15 protein-coding genes are annotated in these 15,641 nt (G+C 65.7%); 4 read left to right on the forward strand and 11 right to left on the reverse strand.

Annotated elements, in window-relative coordinates:
• Positions 1-25: 25 nt before the first annotated feature.
• Positions 26-1,774, reverse strand: a complete 1,749-nt coding sequence (locus XH92_RS03050; RefSeq protein WP_194457910.1) for an NAD(P)/FAD-dependent oxidoreductase — start codon at positions 1,772-1,774, stop codon at positions 26-28.
• Between the two features lie 259 nt (positions 1,775-2,033).
• Positions 2,034-3,902, reverse strand: coding sequence for a DNA helicase RecQ (gene recQ / locus XH92_RS03055; protein WP_194457911.1), 1,869 nt, complete (start codon positions 3,900-3,902; stop codon positions 2,034-2,036).
• Positions 3,903-4,036: 134 nt separating this feature from the next.
• On the opposite strand from recQ, the gene XH92_RS03060 reads away from it, so the two are divergent.
• From XH92_RS03060 to XH92_RS03070, 3 genes are read left to right on the forward strand one after another with little or no spacing between them, the layout of a single operon-like run.
• Positions 4,037-5,380, forward strand: coding sequence for a c-type cytochrome (locus XH92_RS03060; RefSeq protein WP_194457912.1), 1,344 nt, complete (start codon positions 4,037-4,039; stop codon positions 5,378-5,380).
• Complete coding sequence (locus tag XH92_RS03065) at positions 5,377-5,868, forward strand: (2Fe-2S)-binding protein (protein WP_194457913.1); 492 nt, start codon at positions 5,377-5,379, stop codon at positions 5,866-5,868. The genes XH92_RS03060 and XH92_RS03065 overlap by 4 nt, the downstream gene beginning before the upstream one ends.
• Positions 5,865-8,081, forward strand: a complete 2,217-nt coding sequence (locus tag XH92_RS03070; RefSeq protein ID WP_194457914.1) for a molybdopterin cofactor-binding domain-containing protein — start codon at positions 5,865-5,867, stop codon at positions 8,079-8,081. Before XH92_RS03065 ends, XH92_RS03070 begins: the two co-directional genes overlap by 4 nt.
• A 5-nt stretch (positions 8,082-8,086) precedes the next feature.
• Here the strand turns inward: XH92_RS03070 and XH92_RS03075 are convergent, their stop codons facing one another.
• The gene (locus XH92_RS03075) at positions 8,087-9,298 is read right to left on the reverse strand and encodes a DUF2235 domain-containing protein (protein WP_194457915.1); all 1,212 of its coding nucleotides are present in this window, start codon (positions 9,296-9,298) and stop codon (positions 8,087-8,089) included.
• Between the two features lie 281 nt (positions 9,299-9,579).
• On the opposite strand from XH92_RS03075, the gene XH92_RS03080 reads away from it, so the two are divergent.
• Positions 9,580-10,107: a hypothetical protein gene (locus XH92_RS03080; RefSeq protein WP_246788197.1), complete on the forward strand. Its 528-nt coding sequence runs from the start codon at positions 9,580-9,582 to the stop codon at positions 10,105-10,107.
• 17 nt (positions 10,108-10,124) lie between these two features.
• Here the strand turns inward: XH92_RS03080 and XH92_RS03085 are convergent, their stop codons facing one another.
• The 8 genes from XH92_RS03085 to XH92_RS03120 form a co-directional block, all read right to left on the reverse strand.
• Positions 10,125-11,504 (reverse strand): VWA domain-containing protein, encoded by a 1,380-nt coding sequence (locus tag XH92_RS03085; RefSeq protein WP_194457916.1) that lies wholly within the window; start codon positions 11,502-11,504, stop codon positions 10,125-10,127.
• Between the two features lie 6 nt (positions 11,505-11,510).
• A complete protein-coding gene (locus XH92_RS03090; protein ID WP_371818122.1) occupies positions 11,511-12,464 on the reverse strand; it encodes an AAA family ATPase in 954 nt (317 codons plus the stop codon).
• 303 nt (positions 12,465-12,767) lie between these two features.
• Entirely contained in the window at positions 12,768-13,088 is a 321-nt protein-coding gene (locus XH92_RS03095; RefSeq protein ID WP_194457918.1) for a hypothetical protein, read from the reverse strand.
• 175 nt (positions 13,089-13,263) lie between these two features.
• Positions 13,264-13,896 (reverse strand): HAD-IA family hydrolase, encoded by a 633-nt coding sequence (locus XH92_RS03100; RefSeq protein ID WP_194457919.1) that lies wholly within the window; start codon positions 13,894-13,896, stop codon positions 13,264-13,266.
• Positions 13,897-14,051: 155 nt separating this feature from the next.
• Positions 14,052-14,738: an isoprenylcysteine carboxylmethyltransferase family protein gene (locus tag XH92_RS03105; protein WP_194457920.1), complete on the reverse strand. Its 687-nt coding sequence runs from the start codon at positions 14,736-14,738 to the stop codon at positions 14,052-14,054.
• Positions 14,739-14,841: 103 nt separating this feature from the next.
• A complete protein-coding gene (locus XH92_RS03110; RefSeq protein ID WP_194457921.1) occupies positions 14,842-15,183 on the reverse strand; it encodes a hypothetical protein in 342 nt (113 codons plus the stop codon).
• Positions 15,184-15,219: 36 nt separating this feature from the next.
• On the reverse strand, positions 15,220-15,393 hold the full coding sequence (locus XH92_RS03115; RefSeq protein WP_194457922.1) for a hypothetical protein: 174 nt from the start codon (positions 15,391-15,393) through the stop codon (positions 15,220-15,222).
• Positions 15,394-15,449: 56 nt separating this feature from the next.
• Positions 15,450-15,641: a hypothetical protein gene (locus tag XH92_RS03120; RefSeq protein WP_074131494.1), complete on the reverse strand. Its 192-nt coding sequence runs from the start codon at positions 15,639-15,641 to the stop codon at positions 15,450-15,452.

Here is a 15,641-nt window from a genome sequence, read left to right on the forward strand (position 1 = left end):
ATCCCGGCGGCGATACGGCCGAGGCTCAGACCACGGGGACGCGCTTGGCGGCGACCGCCGCCGGCGAGATCACCTCGATGTCGAGCGGCACCTGCCAGCGCTCGGTGAAGCGGACTTGCGGCGGCGCATTGCCGTTGCGGCCGCCCTGCAGCACGAAGCCGTCATAGCCCGAATTCATCACCTCATTGCATTTCTGCACATAGATCGGGAAGCCGCCGATATAGGGCATGAACACGCGCGGACGGCCCGGGATGTTGGCGCCGACATACCAGGAGCTGCAGGTCGAGCGCAGCGAGACCGTGGAGACGTCGTTGACATGGGCGACCCAGGCATCCTCGTCGTCGCGGATCGCCTCGATCGTGCCGGCGCCGATGTCGCGCATGTGACTGATGCAATCCGCCAGCCAGTCGACATGCTGCTCGATCGCCTGGATCATGCTCGCGAGCACCGACGGGCTGCCGGGCCCGGTGATCATGAACAGGTTCGGAAACCCTTCCGAGGCAAGGCCGAGATAGGCGCGCGGGCCGGCGCGCCATTTCTCTGCCAGCGTCTGCCCGCCGCGGCCGGTGATCGCGATCTTGTCGAACGAGCCCGTCATGGCGGCAAAGCCGGTGGCGGAGACGATCGCATCGAACTTGTACTCGGTGCCGTCGACCACCATGCCCTCGGCGGTGAAGCGCTCGATCGGTGTCCTCGACACGTCGACCAGCTTCACATGCGGCAGATTGTAGGTCTCGAAATAGTTGGTATCGACACAGAGCCGCTTGCAGCCGAACACGTTTTGCGGGCACAGCAGCTCGGCGGTGGCGGGATCCTTGACGATGCCGCGGATCTTCTCGCGCGCGAAATCGGCGATGGTGTCGTTGGCGGCCTTCTCGAACAGGAGGTCGCCGAACGCGCCGAGGAAGGGCAGGCCGCCGCGCTGCCAGGCCTCCTCGTAGAGCCGCTCGCGCTCCTGCTCGCTTGCCTGCAGCGCGGGCTGGGCATTGAACTGAAAGTAGAAGCCGGTCGGCCGCGCCCGCGCTTTCGCGCGCAGCTCCGGATAATGCGCCTTGGCTTCCTTCAGATACTCAGCGGACAGCCGCTCGTTCCATGCCGGCACCGACCAGGTCGCGGTGCGCTGGAACACGGTGAGCTCGGACGCCTGCTGCGCGATGATCGGGATCGACTGGATCGCCGACGAGCCGGTGCCGATGACACCGACGCGCAGACCGCTGAAGTCGACACCGTCATGCGGCCATTCGCCGGTGTGATAGATCGGCCCACGGAAATCCGCCATCCCGGCGAAGGCGGGGCGGTTCGGTGCCGACAGGCAACCGACCGCCATGATGCAGAATTTGGCGGTGACCTTGTCGCCGCGATCGGTTTCGATCGACCAATTGCCTGCCTCCTCGTCGAAGGTCGCCGCCGTGACGCGGGTGTCGAAGACGATCTGGCTGCGCAGGTCGAAGCGGTCGGCGACATGGTTGGCATAGGCGAGAATTTCGGGCTGCGGAGAATATTTCTCCGACCAGCTCCAGTCCTGGTCGAGTTCCTCGGAAAACGAGAAGGAATATTGCAGGCTCTCGACGTCGCAGCGCGCGCCGGGATAGCGATTCCAGTACCAGGTGCCGCCGACGCCGCCGCCGGCCTCATAGACCCGCGCGGTGAAGCCGAGCCCGCGCAGCCGGTGCAGCATGTACATGCCGGCAAACCCTGCGCCGATCACCACGGCGTCGAACGTTCCACTTTCGGCAGGGCGCGCAGCCTTGCGCGCGGTGCTCTCCTGAGCCATGGCCTGTCTCGTCCCTTATCTTCGTTATGTCTTGCCTGCGCCTCGTTGGACGCGACGACGGAAAGATTAGGGCGAGGGCGGCGCGGCCCGCAAGCACATGCGGTGCCGCGCCGGGTATGGCTCCTATGCCGCGGGAACGATGGCCGCGGTATCCGGAGCAGGCTCGGTCGGGATTGCATAGAGATGCGCCGCTCCTCGGGCAGCGTGTGATCGCAGTCAAACAAGCGCGCTTGGACCGGTTTGAGTTTCTGCGTGCCGCTCAGCCGTCGTTGGACTTCACGATCCGGATCAGCTCGTCGCCGTAATGCTCGAGCTTCTTGTCGCCGATCCCGGCGATGTTGCGCAGATCGCTCAGCGTGTCCGGACGCATGGCGGCGATGCCATCGATGGTCGAATCGTGCAGCACCACATAGGCCGGCACGCCGCGCTGGCGCGCGACCTCCGAACGCCAGGCGCGCAGGGCCGCATGCAACGCGGGACTGGCGATGCCGCCGGGGCTGTCGGCGGCCGGCGCGAGCTCGCCGCGGCGCGACTTGCTGCGCACCGCGCGGTTGCGTGCGCCTTCCGGCTGCTCGCGCAGCATCACCGCGGTCTCGCCTTTCAGCACGCCGCGCGCGCTGTCGGTCAACTTCAGCGCGCCGAAGGCGTCGCTGTCGGCGCGCAGATGGCCCATCGCCACCAGCTGGCGCAGCACCGCGCGCCATTGCTTCTCATTGAGCTCGCGGCCGATGCCGAACACCGACAGCTGGTCGTGATTGAACTGCTTGACCCGTTCGGTCAGCCGTCCGACCAGCACGTCGATCAGGTGCATGGCGCCGAAGCGCTGCCCGGTGCGATAGACGCAGGACAACAGCTTCTGGGCGAGCACCTTGCCGTCGCGGACACGCGGCGGCGTCAGGCAGTTGTCGCAATTGCCGCAGCTTTCGTCGGTGCGGGTCTCGCCGAAATAGCCGAGCAGGCGCTGCCGCCGGCAGTGCACGGTCTCGGCCAGCGCGACCAGCGCGTCGAGCTTGCCGATCGAGACACGCTTGAAGGCGTCGGAGCCGGTCGATTCATCGATCATGCGGCGCTGCTGCACGATGTCGGAGAGGCCGTAGGCCATCCACGCCGCCGACGGCTTGCCGTCACGGCCGGCGCGTCCGGTCTCCTGGTAATAGGCCTCGATGCTCTTCGGCAAATCGAGATGCGCGACAAAGCGCACGTCGGGCTTGTCGATGCCCATGCCGAACGCGATCGTGGCGACAATGACGATGCCGTCCTCATTGAGGAAGCGGTCCTGATGCCGGGCACGCACGCCGGCGTCGAGCCCGGCGTGATAGGGCAGCGCGGCAATACCGGCCTCGCTGAGCGCCGCCGCGACGTCCTCGACCTTGGCGCGCGACAGGCAATAGACCACGCCGGCGTCGCCGGCATGCCGCTCCCTGATGAAGCTCTTCAGCTGCGTGGTGGCGTTCTGCTTGTCGACGATCTCGTAGCGAATATTGGGGCGGTCGAAGCTTGCGACGAACTCCGGCGCGTCGGTCAGCGAGAGACGTTCGGCGATCTCCTTTCGCGTCAGCGCGTCCGCAGTCGCCGTCAGCGCGATGCGTGGCACCTTGGGAAAGCGTTCGGCGAGTGCGGACAGGCCGATATATTCCGGGCGGAAGTCATGGCCCCATTGCGAGACGCAATGCGCTTCGTCGATCGCAAACAGCGCGATTTGCGCCTGGCTGAGCAAATTGAGGCAGCGCGGCGTCAGCAGCCGTTCCGGCGCGACATAGAGCAAATCGAGATCGCCGGCGAGCAGTCGCCGCTCGACTTCCGAGGCTTCCTCATAAGACAGCGTCGAGTTCAGTACCGCGGCGTTGACGCCGGCCTCGGTGAGGCCCGCGACCTGGTCTCGCATCAACGCGATCAAGGGCGACACGACGATGCCGCAGCCGTCGCGTAGCAGCGACGGCAGCTGATAGCACAGCGACTTGCCGCCGCCGGTCGGCATCAGCACCAGGCAATTGCCGCCATCGGTGACGTGGCGGATGATCTTTTCCTGCGCACCACGGAAACCTGACAGGCCGAATACGGAACTGAGCACGGATCGCGCGTCGCGGGGCGGAGCGGATGCACGATCGAGGGCGGGCTGGAAGGTCATGATCCCTTGCATGATCCCTTTGGGATTCCCCCGGATTTCCTTGGGGTCAACAGGCGGTGATCGAGGTCTTCTGGTCGAACGATACCGGAACGAAACGTGTTAATACACGTCCCAACAACAAACTCAATTCGGGCATGGCTCGTCAGCTGCGGTTCATCACAGGCATTGCCGCGATCGTGCTGGTCGCGGGCGCGGCCATGGGTGTCGCGGTCGCCTGGCGGCCGCAGATCGCGGCCATTGCGCCGCCGCGGCCCGACACGTTCGCCCCTGACATCGTCAAGCGCGGCCGCGATCTCGCCGCGATCGGCAATTGCAACACCTGCCATACCGTGCAAGGCGGCCCCAACTACGCTGGCGGACTGCCGGTTCCGACGCCGTTCGGCACCATCTTCTCGTCGAACATCACGCCGGATGCCGAGACCGGCATCGGGGACTGGCCGGAGGCGGCCTTCGTCCGTGCGATGCGCTCGGGCGTGGCCCGCGACGGCCGGCATCTCTACCCGACCTTTCCCTATGACCATTTCACCAACGTCTCCGATGCGGACGACCGGGCGCTGTACGCGTTCCTGATGACGCGGCAGCCGGTGCACGCATCGCCGCCGGCGAATCAGCTGGCGTTTCCGCTGAACTATCGGCCGCTGATTGCGGGATGGAAGCTGTTGTATCTGCGTGGCGGCGACGTTCCCTCCGATCCGGCGAAGGGAGCGGAATGGAACCGCGGCGCCTATCTGGTAGGGGGGCTCGCGCATTGCGGCGCCTGCCACACGCCGCGCAACGCGCTTGGCGCCGAGCGGGTCACTGCGCAGTTCTCCGGCGGCGATGTCGACAATTGGCGCGCCTACGCGCTGAACGACACTTCGCCCGCGCCGGTGCGGTGGACGGTCGACGCGTTGTACAGCTATCTGCGCCACGGCTGGCAAAGCGATCACGGCACCGCACGCGGGCCGATGGCTGAAGTGGCCGGCAATCTGGCTGATGCCGCCGACAGCGATGTGCGCGCGATCGCCATCTACATGGCTGATATTTCGGGCGCGCCGCCGCCGGATCGCAAACAGCCCGCTGACGCTGTGGCGCAATCGGCATCAGAGGATGCCGCGCAAGCCAACGCGCCAGGCGCGGCGATTTATGCCGCGACCTGCGCAGCCTGCCATCAGGGCAATCGGGCGCTGCCCTATGGCGGCGTCAATCTCGCGCTGAGCACGGCGATCACAAGCCCCGATCCGCGCAACCTGCTCAACATCGTGCTGACGGGCGTCGGCGCCGTCGCGGGCGAGCGCAGCCCGATCATGCCGGGCTTCGCGGCCAGCATCGACGACGCGCAGCTGATTGCGCTCGCGAACTATCTGCGTGCCAGGTTCGGCAAGCAGCCGGCGTGGAACGATCTCGACAAGGCCGTGCGCGAGGCGCGCGCGGCGCAGGCCACGTCGCTTGCTGCGCGTGACACGCCTGCGGAAACCAATCAGCGAGGCAAGCCATGACGACAGTGAAGGTCAATGGCCGGGATCATCAGGTCGATGCCGATCCGGATACGCCGCTGCTCTATGTGCTGCGCAACGATCTTGCGCTCAATGCCGCCAAGTTCGGTTGCGGGCTCGGGCAATGTGGCTCCTGCACCGTGATCGTCGACGGCAAGGCGGTGCTGTCCTGCGTCACGCCGCTGCTGCTGGTCGAAGGCAAGCAGGTGACAACGCTGGAAGGGCTCGGCACCGTGACGGCGCCGGCGCCGATCCAGCGCGCCTTCATGGAGGAGCAGGCGGCGCAGTGCGGCTACTGCATCGCCGGGATGATGATGCGGGCGCAGGCGCTGTTGATGCGCAATCCGAAGCCATCGGATGCGCAGATCCGCGCCGAGCTGGAGCCCAATCTCTGTCGTTGCGGCACCCATATGCGCATCCTGCGTGCGGTGCATCGCGCCGCCATGCTGATGGATACGGCCGCCGCCGCAAGCGACAGGAGCGTCCGATGACCGCGTCGATGGTTCTCGATCGCCGCCGCGTGCTGGCCGGTGGCGGCGCGCTGATCGTCAGCTTCTCACTGCGCCATGCGGTGGCGCAGGAGCAGAGGGGCCCGAAGCTGCCGGGCAGCCTCGCAACCTCGCCCAATCTGGACTCCTGGATCCGCATCGATGCCGACGGCCGGATCACGGCCTTCACGGGCAAGGCCGAGCTCGGCCAGGGCTTCCGCACCGCGTTCCAGCAGATCGCGGCCGAGCAGCTCGATATTCCCTTCGACGCGCTGAAAGTCATCACTGCCGATACGAAGCTCACGGCGAACGAAGGCTACACCTCCGGCAGCCATTCGATGCAGGACAGCGGCACCGCGATCCTGCACGCCGCGGCGCAGGCGCGCGCATTGCTGGTCGCGGAGGCGGCGAGGCGGTTCGACCTGCCGCCCGAGAGCTTGCGGACCGAGAATGCGACGGTGATCGCCCCCGATGGCCGGCGCCTGGGTTATGGCGAGCTTGTCGCCGCGGATATGCTGCATGTCGAGGCGCAGCCGGCGTCGCGACTGAAGGATCCGTCGAATTTCACGGTGATGGGCCAGCCGGTGCCACGCGTCGATATTCCGGCCAAGGTGACCGGCGGCGCCGCCTATGTGCAGGACATCCGGCTTCCCGGCATGGTTCATGCGCGCGTGGCGCGTCCGCCGAGTTACGGCGCGCAGCTGATCGAATGCGACACGGCCGCGACCGAGAAGATGCCCGGCGTGATCGGAATCGTGCGGGACGGCAATTTCCTCGCCGTGGTGGCGGAGAAGGAGTTTTCGGCGGTCAAGGCCATGCATGCGTTATCGGCCGCCGCGAAATGGCGGGAGAGCGCGAAGCTGCCGAGCCAGCAGGATCTGGCAAATGTGCTGACCGCGCTGCCGGCGCAGGACTTTGCGATTTTCGAGCGCAGCGATCCCGCAGTGAGCGGCACGAGATCGCTCGAAGCGACCTATACGCGGCCCTACCAGTCGCACGGCTCGATCGGGCCGTCTTGCGCAGTTGCGCAGTTCGTCGATGGCGCTATGACAGTATGGACGCATACCCAAGGCGTCTATCCCGATCGGCAGGCGATCGCCGAGATGCTCGGCATGCCGCTCGCCAGCGTTCGCCTGATCCATGTCGAAGGCTCCGGATGCTACGGCCACAACGGCGCCGACGATGCCGCGGCCGACGCCGCGCTGATTGCCCGCGCGCTGCCCGGCCGCCCGGTCCGGGTGCAGTGGATGCGCGAGCAGGAGCACGGCTGGGAGCCCTATGGTCCGGCGATGGTGACGAAGCTGAGCGCTTCGCTCACGGCCGACGGCAAGATCGCCGACTGGAATTTTGCGGTGTGGAGCAACACGCATTCGATGCGGCCGGGCGGCGCCGGCTCGCTGCTTGCGGCCCAGCACATGGCGCGGTCGTTTGCGGTGCCGTCGCCAAAACCGCTGCCGCTGCCGGAAGGCGGCGGCGATCGCAATGCGATCCCGATCTACAACTTCCCGAACGCGGATGTGATGCATCACTTCATTGCCGCGATGCCTTTGCGGATCTCGGCGATGCGCGCGCTCGGCGCCTATCACAATGTATTCTCGATCGAGAGCTTCATGGATGAGCTGGCCGATCTCGCCGAAACCGATCCGGTCGCGTTTCGCTTGAGGCATCTCGACGATGCGCGCGGTCGCGCGGTGGTCGAGAAAGCCGCGCAGGAATTCGGCTGGACGCCCGGCAGGAGAGCGCCGCAAAATCGCGGCTACGGCTTCGCATTCGCGCGCTACAAGAATCTCGCCGCCTATTGCGCCATAGCATCCGAGGTGGAGGTGGATCGCGAGACCGGGCGGGCTCACCTGGTGCGCGCCGTCGCTGCCGTCGATGCCGGCCAGGTCGTCAACCCGGATGGCATTACCAACCAGATCGAAGGCGCGATCGTGCAGTCGGCGAGCTGGACGCTCTATGAAAGCGTCACCTTCGACAACGCGAGGATTACCAGCATCGACTGGCAGACCTACCCGATCCTGCGCTTCAATGCCGTGCCCGACAGCATCGCCGTCCACATCATCAACCGCCCAGGCCAGCCGTTCCTCGGCAGCGGCGAGACCGGGCAGGGCCCGGCCGCGGCGTCGCTCGCCAACGCCGTCGCGCATGCGACCGGAAAGCGGTTGCGCGACCTGCCGCTCAGCCGCAAGCGGATCAAGGACGCGATCGACGCGTAGACTTGTCAGGCCGTCGGGGCGGGCGGCGGCGTCATTGGCTCGACCTCGTAGGTCGTCGGCAGGTTGATCGGCTTGTAGGTCGGATCTTTCTCCATGCGCTCCACCACCGAGGCATGGATGATCGCGCCCTCCGGTATTGGCCTTGGCTCGCCCATCGGCAGATAGAAGCCGAGGAAGGACTTCCGCTCCGGCCATTCCTTCCATTTATCGCTCTTCGGAATCCATTCCAGGATTTCCCAGGCGCCGGTCAGCGAATTGTGCAGCGGGGCCGTCGCGCTCGGCGGCACGTAGTCGTGTTTGTGTGGCGGCAGCGGCATCCCCCAGGCGAGATGATCGATCAGTGCCTGATCCATGTGCAGCCCGGCGGCCTTGGCCTGCTCGAGCATCCAGATCAGCGGAAATTTCGACGGGCCGCTCTGGTCCTCCGGATAGCCGCCGCCGACGTCGGAGTGCACGCCGGCGAACCAGACCTGGCGAATATCCTGCTCGACCTCGGTTGCCGGATTGAACGGATCGGAGCGGAACTTTTGCGGCTCGATCCAGCGGTTGAGGCGGAACATGCGCCGGCGCTCGTCGATCGAGATCGCCTGGCGGAAGCGTTTGACGCTGGAGTTGGTGCGGGTGAACAGCAGCGTCTGGATGTCGAACAGGAAGTTGTCCTGCCGCGGCACGATGATCGAGGCCACGGTGTCCCAGACGCCGACGAACTCGATGTCGATGTTGCGCCCGCCGGCGATCTGGCTGAAGTGCCAGACCTCCTTCAACGGGGCAGGGTCAAACGTTCCGTCGGACTTCTGGGCGTCCGCGCTGGCCTTCTTGTAGGTGCCGAAGGCGTAGCTTGCGAGGTCGAGCTGGTCGACCGGCAACAGGCCCATCACATGGACGAAGGCCGCCAGCGTGCGCACGGTATAGGCGCCGCGGCTGAAGCCGAACATCCAGACCCGGTCGCCGGGCTCCCAGAGCCGGCACAGAAACCGGTAGGCACCAAGCGTGTCCTCGTCGAGACCCGCGCCGAACGCCAGCCCGAAAAGACCGCGCACTTCCTGCTTGAAGCGGCCCCAGCTGTTCTGCAGGCCGATCGTGCCGAGACCCGGATGATAGTAGATGCGCTGGCGGTCATCCTTGTCGGCGACGCGAAACAGCTTCAGCACGTTGGAAATATTGGCGCCGATCTCGTTGCCGGTGCCGTCGCAACAAATCACAATATCCTTCGGCATCCGGTGCCCCCGCGGCCGCCGTGAAAATCTTGCGACCTCTATGTACGGCAGAACATGGGGAAGATTCAATCTTCAATTGAAGACGGTTCTGTGTACGCGGCATGAACGCCGGCGATCCGCAGAATTCAATTGCAACACTTTTGAAAAGATGGGAATCTCGCCGCCTGTCATTGCGATATTGCGTCGATATTTTTCTCCCTTTCAGGGACTTCGCCGGTGCGCGCGATCATCTTGCCTGCGGCTTTCCGCAGCTTCCCCAAGCAGGACAGGAACCGATCGGCATGAGCCACCAAGCTCTCGTGACGGTTATTCTCGCGGGATTGGTGGTGATTGCGTTCGGACTGTTCTGGTGGGTCGGCCGCTACTCCGATCGCGCTTTCGCGAGCAAATTCCCGACCCGCTTTCCGGAGAAGACGCTGAGCTACAGCGGCGATCAGCTCGGCAAGCTCGTGCAATCCGATCTCCGGATGAAGTATGTCTTCCCGATCCTGTTTCCGTTCGATCTGATCGTCATGCTGGCGCTGGCGGGCGCGATGGGCGCGGCGTCGTCATACTGGCTCAACCAGACCTATCCGGCTGCGGCGTGGCTCGGCCTGGTCGTGCCGGCGGTGTATCTGCTCGGCGACCTGATCGAGGATTGCCTGCTGGCGTGGCTGCTGCTGCGCGGCGACCCGCATGCGGCGGCGCGGTCCATCTCGATGCTGAAGGCGATCACGACGATCAAGCTCGTCAGTGTCTGCGCATCGATCGCGCTGACGCTGGTTGCGTTCGCCGCCTGGCTGTTCAACAGCGAATCGCTCGTGATCTAGCACGCTGGCCGGATTGCCTATTGATACGTCGCCACGATGTCGGAGACGGCGCGCTCGAGCTGCTGGGCAGTCGCGCATTGGCGCACGACAGTGCAGAACGTCGCGTAGCGCGGCATCTCGGAATCGCCAAAACCCCAGACCATGCGGCCTTCGGGGTTGAGCCACACCAGCCGCTTGGAGCGCTCGCCGATGCGGCGCAGGATATCGGCGCGCGGATCGAGATTGTTGCTGCGGGCGTCGCCGAGCACGATCACCGTGGTCTGCGGCGTGATCGCGCTCATCCAATTGTCCTCGAAATCGGCGAAGGAATTGCCATAGTCGGACGAGCCGAAGCCGACCTTGGACATGATCTCCTTCATCGCTTCTTCCGGCGAGTTGGATTCCAGAATGTCGCTGACCTCGATCAGGTGGCCCGAGAAGGCGAACGAGCGGACGTCGTCGACGACCTCGTGCAGGCTGTGGATCAGGAGCAGGAAGAAGTCCGAGACGCGGGCGACCGAACCCGAGACGTCGCATAACGCTATGATCTTCGGCCGGTCGCGATGCTTGCGCTTCCATGCGGTGAGGAAGGGTACGCCGCCCCAGGCCGCGTTCCGCCTTAGCGTGCGGCGGACGTCGAGATGGCCGCGGCGCTGGCGCTTGCGCGGCTTGGAGTAACGCTCGCGCAGCCGGCGCGCGATCTGGCGGATCAGCGCCCGCATCTGCTCGACCTGGCGCGGTTCGATCCGCGCCAGCGGGGCGTTGCGCAAGATCTCGTTGCGCAGATTTTCGGCCTCCTCGCGCCCATAGAGCAGCAGGGCTTGCGATACCGCGTCGCGAACCGTGCCGCGCAGGCCGTTGAGCGCCTCCTGCAGCCGCTCGGCGAGCGCGGGATTGCGCGTAGTCTGCTCGTCGATATCGTCGCGCAGGCGCTGGATGCCCATCGCATCGAGGATACGGGTCTGGAAGATGCCGCGCTGGGTGAAATAGCGGATGTCGGGCAGCGAGGCGGCGCCGGAGGCATTGGCGATCGCCGTCGATATCGCGGAGCGATCCTGCGACAGCAGCATCTGGGCCAGCGGCCCGAGATTCTCGTTGGCGGCGTCGCCCGCCGCATCGCCATGCTCGTCGGCCGGCGGATTGGCGCCGGATTCGCTGTTGTCGTCGTCGGTCTTGTTCTGCTCGGCGCTATCCTGCTGCGGCTCGGGCTGGCTGAAGAACAGGTCGAAGCATTCGCCGAGCGCGCGCTTCTCGTCCTGGGTCTTGGCAAGCGTCAGCAGGAACGTGTCGCGCAGGATGTCGCGGTCGGCAAAGCCGACCTGGGCGACCGCCCGCATCGCATCGATGCTTTCGGCGGGCGAGACCCGGACCCCGGCTCCCCGCGCCGCACGAAAGAAGCGATGCAGGTTCTCGCGCATAATGGTCTAGCTGAACACGCCCTGGCGCGACGCCTTGGCGATGAAGGACGAGATCTGCGGCGTCGCGGCCTCGATGTCGGCCTCGTATTTCAGGAGCACGTTGAGCGTGTCCTTGACGATCTCGGTGTCGAGCTCGCTCGCCTGCAACAGCACCAGCACGCGCGCCCAGTCGATCGCCTCGCTGACCGAGGGCAGCTTCTTGAGGTCCAGCGAGCGAATCTCGTGGATGAAGCCGACCATCTGCTTGCGCAAGGTCTGCGAGATGCCGGGCACCCGGCTCTCGACTATGCGCTCTTCCAGCTTCTGCTCGGGGAAGCCGATATGCAGATGCAGGCAGCGGCGCTTCAAGGCATCGCCGAGATCGCGCTCGCTGTTCGAGGTCAGGATCACGGTCGGCGGCGCCACTGCGGAGACGGTGCCGAGTTCGGGGATCGTGACCTGGAAGTCCGAGAGGATTTCCAGCAGCAGCGATTCGAATTCGGCGTCCGACTTGTCGATCTCGTCGATCAGGAGCACGCAGCCGGCCGGCTGCTCCAGTGCCTGCAACAGCGGCCGCGGCTCGACGAATTCCTTGGAGAAGAACACGTCGCCGAAGGTGTGGAGCTGGTCAAGCGCAGCGGCCAGCGACTGCGCGCCGCCGAGCACCTCGCCGAGCTTGTCCTTCAGGATCTGGGTGTAGAGCAGCTGCTTGGCGTATTTCCACTCATACAGCGCCTTGGCCTCGTCGAGGCCCTCATAGCACTGCAGGCGGATCATCTTCATGCCGCGCCAGGCGGCGATCGCCTTCGCGAGCTCGGTCTTGCCGACGCCGGCAGGGCCCTCGACCAGGATCGGCTTCTCGATCTGCTGCGAGAGATAGACCGCGGTCGCGATCTGCCGGCTCGCAATATAGCCTTGCGCGGCGAGGCCGCTTTCCACGGCCTCGATCGAGGCGGTGGGCCTGGTGTCAGCCACGAGGATCAGCTCCGAATTTGCCTTGAACTCGGACCTGTTCTGCGCCCGTTGCGGGCAAAGCACAAGGCTCGTTTGGCCGCAAAGGCATGGGTTTAGCGCATGGTTCGGGGGTATTCCGCCGAGCGCAATACGGGCTACGGTTGCTCGCGTGTAGCTCGAACCTCCCCTCGAAAAGGGAGGTCGCTTTGCTCGCCAGAGCAAAGCGGGTGGGGATCTACTCTCACCACAACACCGGCGTCTGCGGCCGACCCCCATCCGGACCTTCCCCCTTTCAGGGGGAAGGAGAAGAATCTCGCAGCCCGGCTACCGTCAGCCCGCGCAGCTCTTGACGAAATCCTTGCGCTGCGGGCCGACGATCTTCTGGTCGATCGCCTGCTTCAGGCAGTCGAGATGCGCCTGCGCCATGCAGAGCTGCATCTGGTCGTGCCGCTCCTGACCCTTCAGCGCCTTCGCCGCGCTCTGGCAGGCCGCGCGCTTCGCACCAGGCACCGGAGCCGCGGACGTGATCTCCGATGCGGGAGCCGCCGCCGGCGCTGCTGCCGGTGCCGGGGCTGAGGTTGATTGCGCGAACGCTGCGACCGAGACCAGCAGCGAACCGGCCGAGACCAGGGCGACGACGAGACGTTTCATGGGATGTGCCTCCGCAGGCATGATCCGGGAGCAGCGGGTGCAGGTTGTCCGGAACGTCATGCTCAGACCAGGAAAGGAATCACGATGCGATTTCATGGGCGCGCCGTGACCCAGGGGGAGGCTGAGAATTAGAGATCGCCGCCTGAATGCGGCGTGAATATGCGGTGAGGCCGCTTCACCTCAGCGTGAGGCCGGTCGCCGCTTCGAGCTCGGAGATCGCCTGCGCGGCATTCGCCACCTTGATCGTGGTCATGCCCATCTCGCGCGCCGGCTTCAAATTGACGCCGAGATCGTCGAGATACACGCAGTTGTTCGGGTTCACCTGCAGCGTCTCCACCATCATCCGGTAGATGCGCGGATCGGGCTTGCGCAGGCCGATCTTCGCGGACTCGATGACATGGTCGAACAGCGCCATCACTTCCGCGACATAGAGCGTGCGTCCGCTGTGGCTGCCGATTGCGTTCGACGGCAGGTTGTTGGTGATGCAGCCGGTCTTGAATTTCGCCTTGATGCGCTTCAGCGCCTCGACCATTTCGGGACGCAGGTCGCCGGAGAGCAGCGGCAGCACGTCCTTGCCGCGCACCTCGGCGCCGAGCGCCCTGGATTCGGTTGCGAACAGCGCGTCGAACGCGTCGATGCCGATCTCGGCGCGCTCGAACTTGGCCCAGGCGTTCTCGAGATGGTTGGCGGCGTTGGTGCGGCGGATGATGTCGATCGGCAGGCCGCGCTCGGTCTCGTAACGCGCGAAGGCCTCGAACGGCGAGGTGGTCAAGACGCCGCCGAAATCCCAGATCACTGCCTCGATCATCAATGTCCTGCCCGTTGCAAAAGCGGCGGCTTCGCCTCGGGTCGTCCGGCCGTTTGGCCGAAGACGGGGAAACGCGCGTTGATCTCTCTTTATTGGAATTGCCGCCGATCAGGCAAGCCGCCAGTTCGCGGCAAACTCCGCCATACGGAACGCGCTCACCAGACCATCGGAACCAGGCGATAACGCACGCGGGCAAGATAGTCGGCATAGCCGTCGAGTTCGGCGGTGAGCATCCGCTCCTCCATCATCGACCGCAAGCCGAGCAGCGCCGCCATGACCGGCACGATGGCAAGGCCATACCAGGATCCGAGCAGCAGCGGCGTGCCGACATAGGTCAGGAGGCCGCTGGCATAGATCGGGTGTCGCACATAGGCGTACGGCCCCGTGGTCACCGCGGCATGCCCGCGCTCGCGCTGGATCTTCACGACCGGAGCGGCGTAGCTGTTCTCGCGGTAGGTCCGGTAGACGATGTAGAACGATGCGGCGATCAGCACCGCGCCGGCGCATTGCAGCCCGAAGGGGACGAACGATGTCTGGTAGCGCACCGCATCGAGCGCCATCAACGGCAGCCAAGTCAGCCACAACAGCGGCATGATCGTCGTGATGACGCGGTCCCACCCCGCCTGGCCGCGCGCGGTGCGGCGCTCCGCCAGCAGACCCGGATCGTGCTTCGCGAGCCAGGCCTCGGTGATCAGCCCGCCGATCGTGATCTCGAGCAGGAACATCCAGCCGCCGGTCCACCGCATGGTGCCGGCCGCGAGAAACAGCAGCGTCCCGAGGCCCACAAAGGTGCAGGCGGCGCGGCGCAGATTGACGCGAGGAGGATTGCCGTTCTGATTCATGTCTCTCTCCGACAGGCGGCAACGGCCGCGCCGCCGGGTCGGGGCGGGCCGTCGCATGTTCGGGCAGCGGATCGCAGCGCGGCGGCTCAGTGCGTCGAGCCGGTCACGGTCTACGGGTCCAGTTTCGCGCCTGTCCGGAATAGACCTTGCTCGGCAGCGCGCGAGCGGTGGGATCGAGCAGGATCTTCATCGCGGTGTTGAGCCGCGCCTCCGAATGCGGCGAGCCGTCATGGCGCATCTGCTGCGGAGCACCGGGGCCCTGCGGCGGCGCCATGTAGGCCGGCGTTGTCGGCGGCGCAGGCGTGGTGGCGATCTTCGGACGGGCGACAACGGCTGCCTCCAACGGCTGCCGTGCGTCGGCAAAGTTAGACGCTGCGGATGCAGCTTCCGCCGGCGGCGGCGAGGCGGCGCTGTCGGATCCGGATTTGCGGGGCGGTCTTGCCATGGCATCGGCTCCTTAGGTTCGGTGGTGACGACGATTTCAGGATTTGTCCTCGTCGGACGTGGTGCGTTTGGCGATGATCGGGTTGCGGTCGCTGATCGCGGCGAGCAGCGAAGCGTGGCTCACGACTGATCCCACGACGATCTTTCCGGAGGGCTCGATCCGGCGACCGTTCTGCTGCTGCGGGCTCCGCGCGGTGGACTTCTGCATCATGTCGGCCTCCTTGAGGATGGGTGGGGCCCGACAGTGCCGGGCCCCGAGTTTGGCGATCAGATGCCGAAGGCACCGAGGACGCCCGGCAGCGCCTGCACGACGCCGCCGACGATGTCCTGCCAACCCTGCGGGTTGACCGACCCGTTGGCCGCCACTTCGGCAATCCGCTTCGGACCGCGCTCGATGCCCTCACACTGGATCGGGCTACGCACGCTGCCGAAGGTCTCAAAGTCGTTCCTTGCGTACAT

The organism is Bradyrhizobium sp. CCBAU 53421, assembly GCF_015291625.1.
In the GTDB taxonomy this organism is placed as follows: Bacteria; Pseudomonadota; Alphaproteobacteria; order Rhizobiales; family Xanthobacteraceae; genus Bradyrhizobium.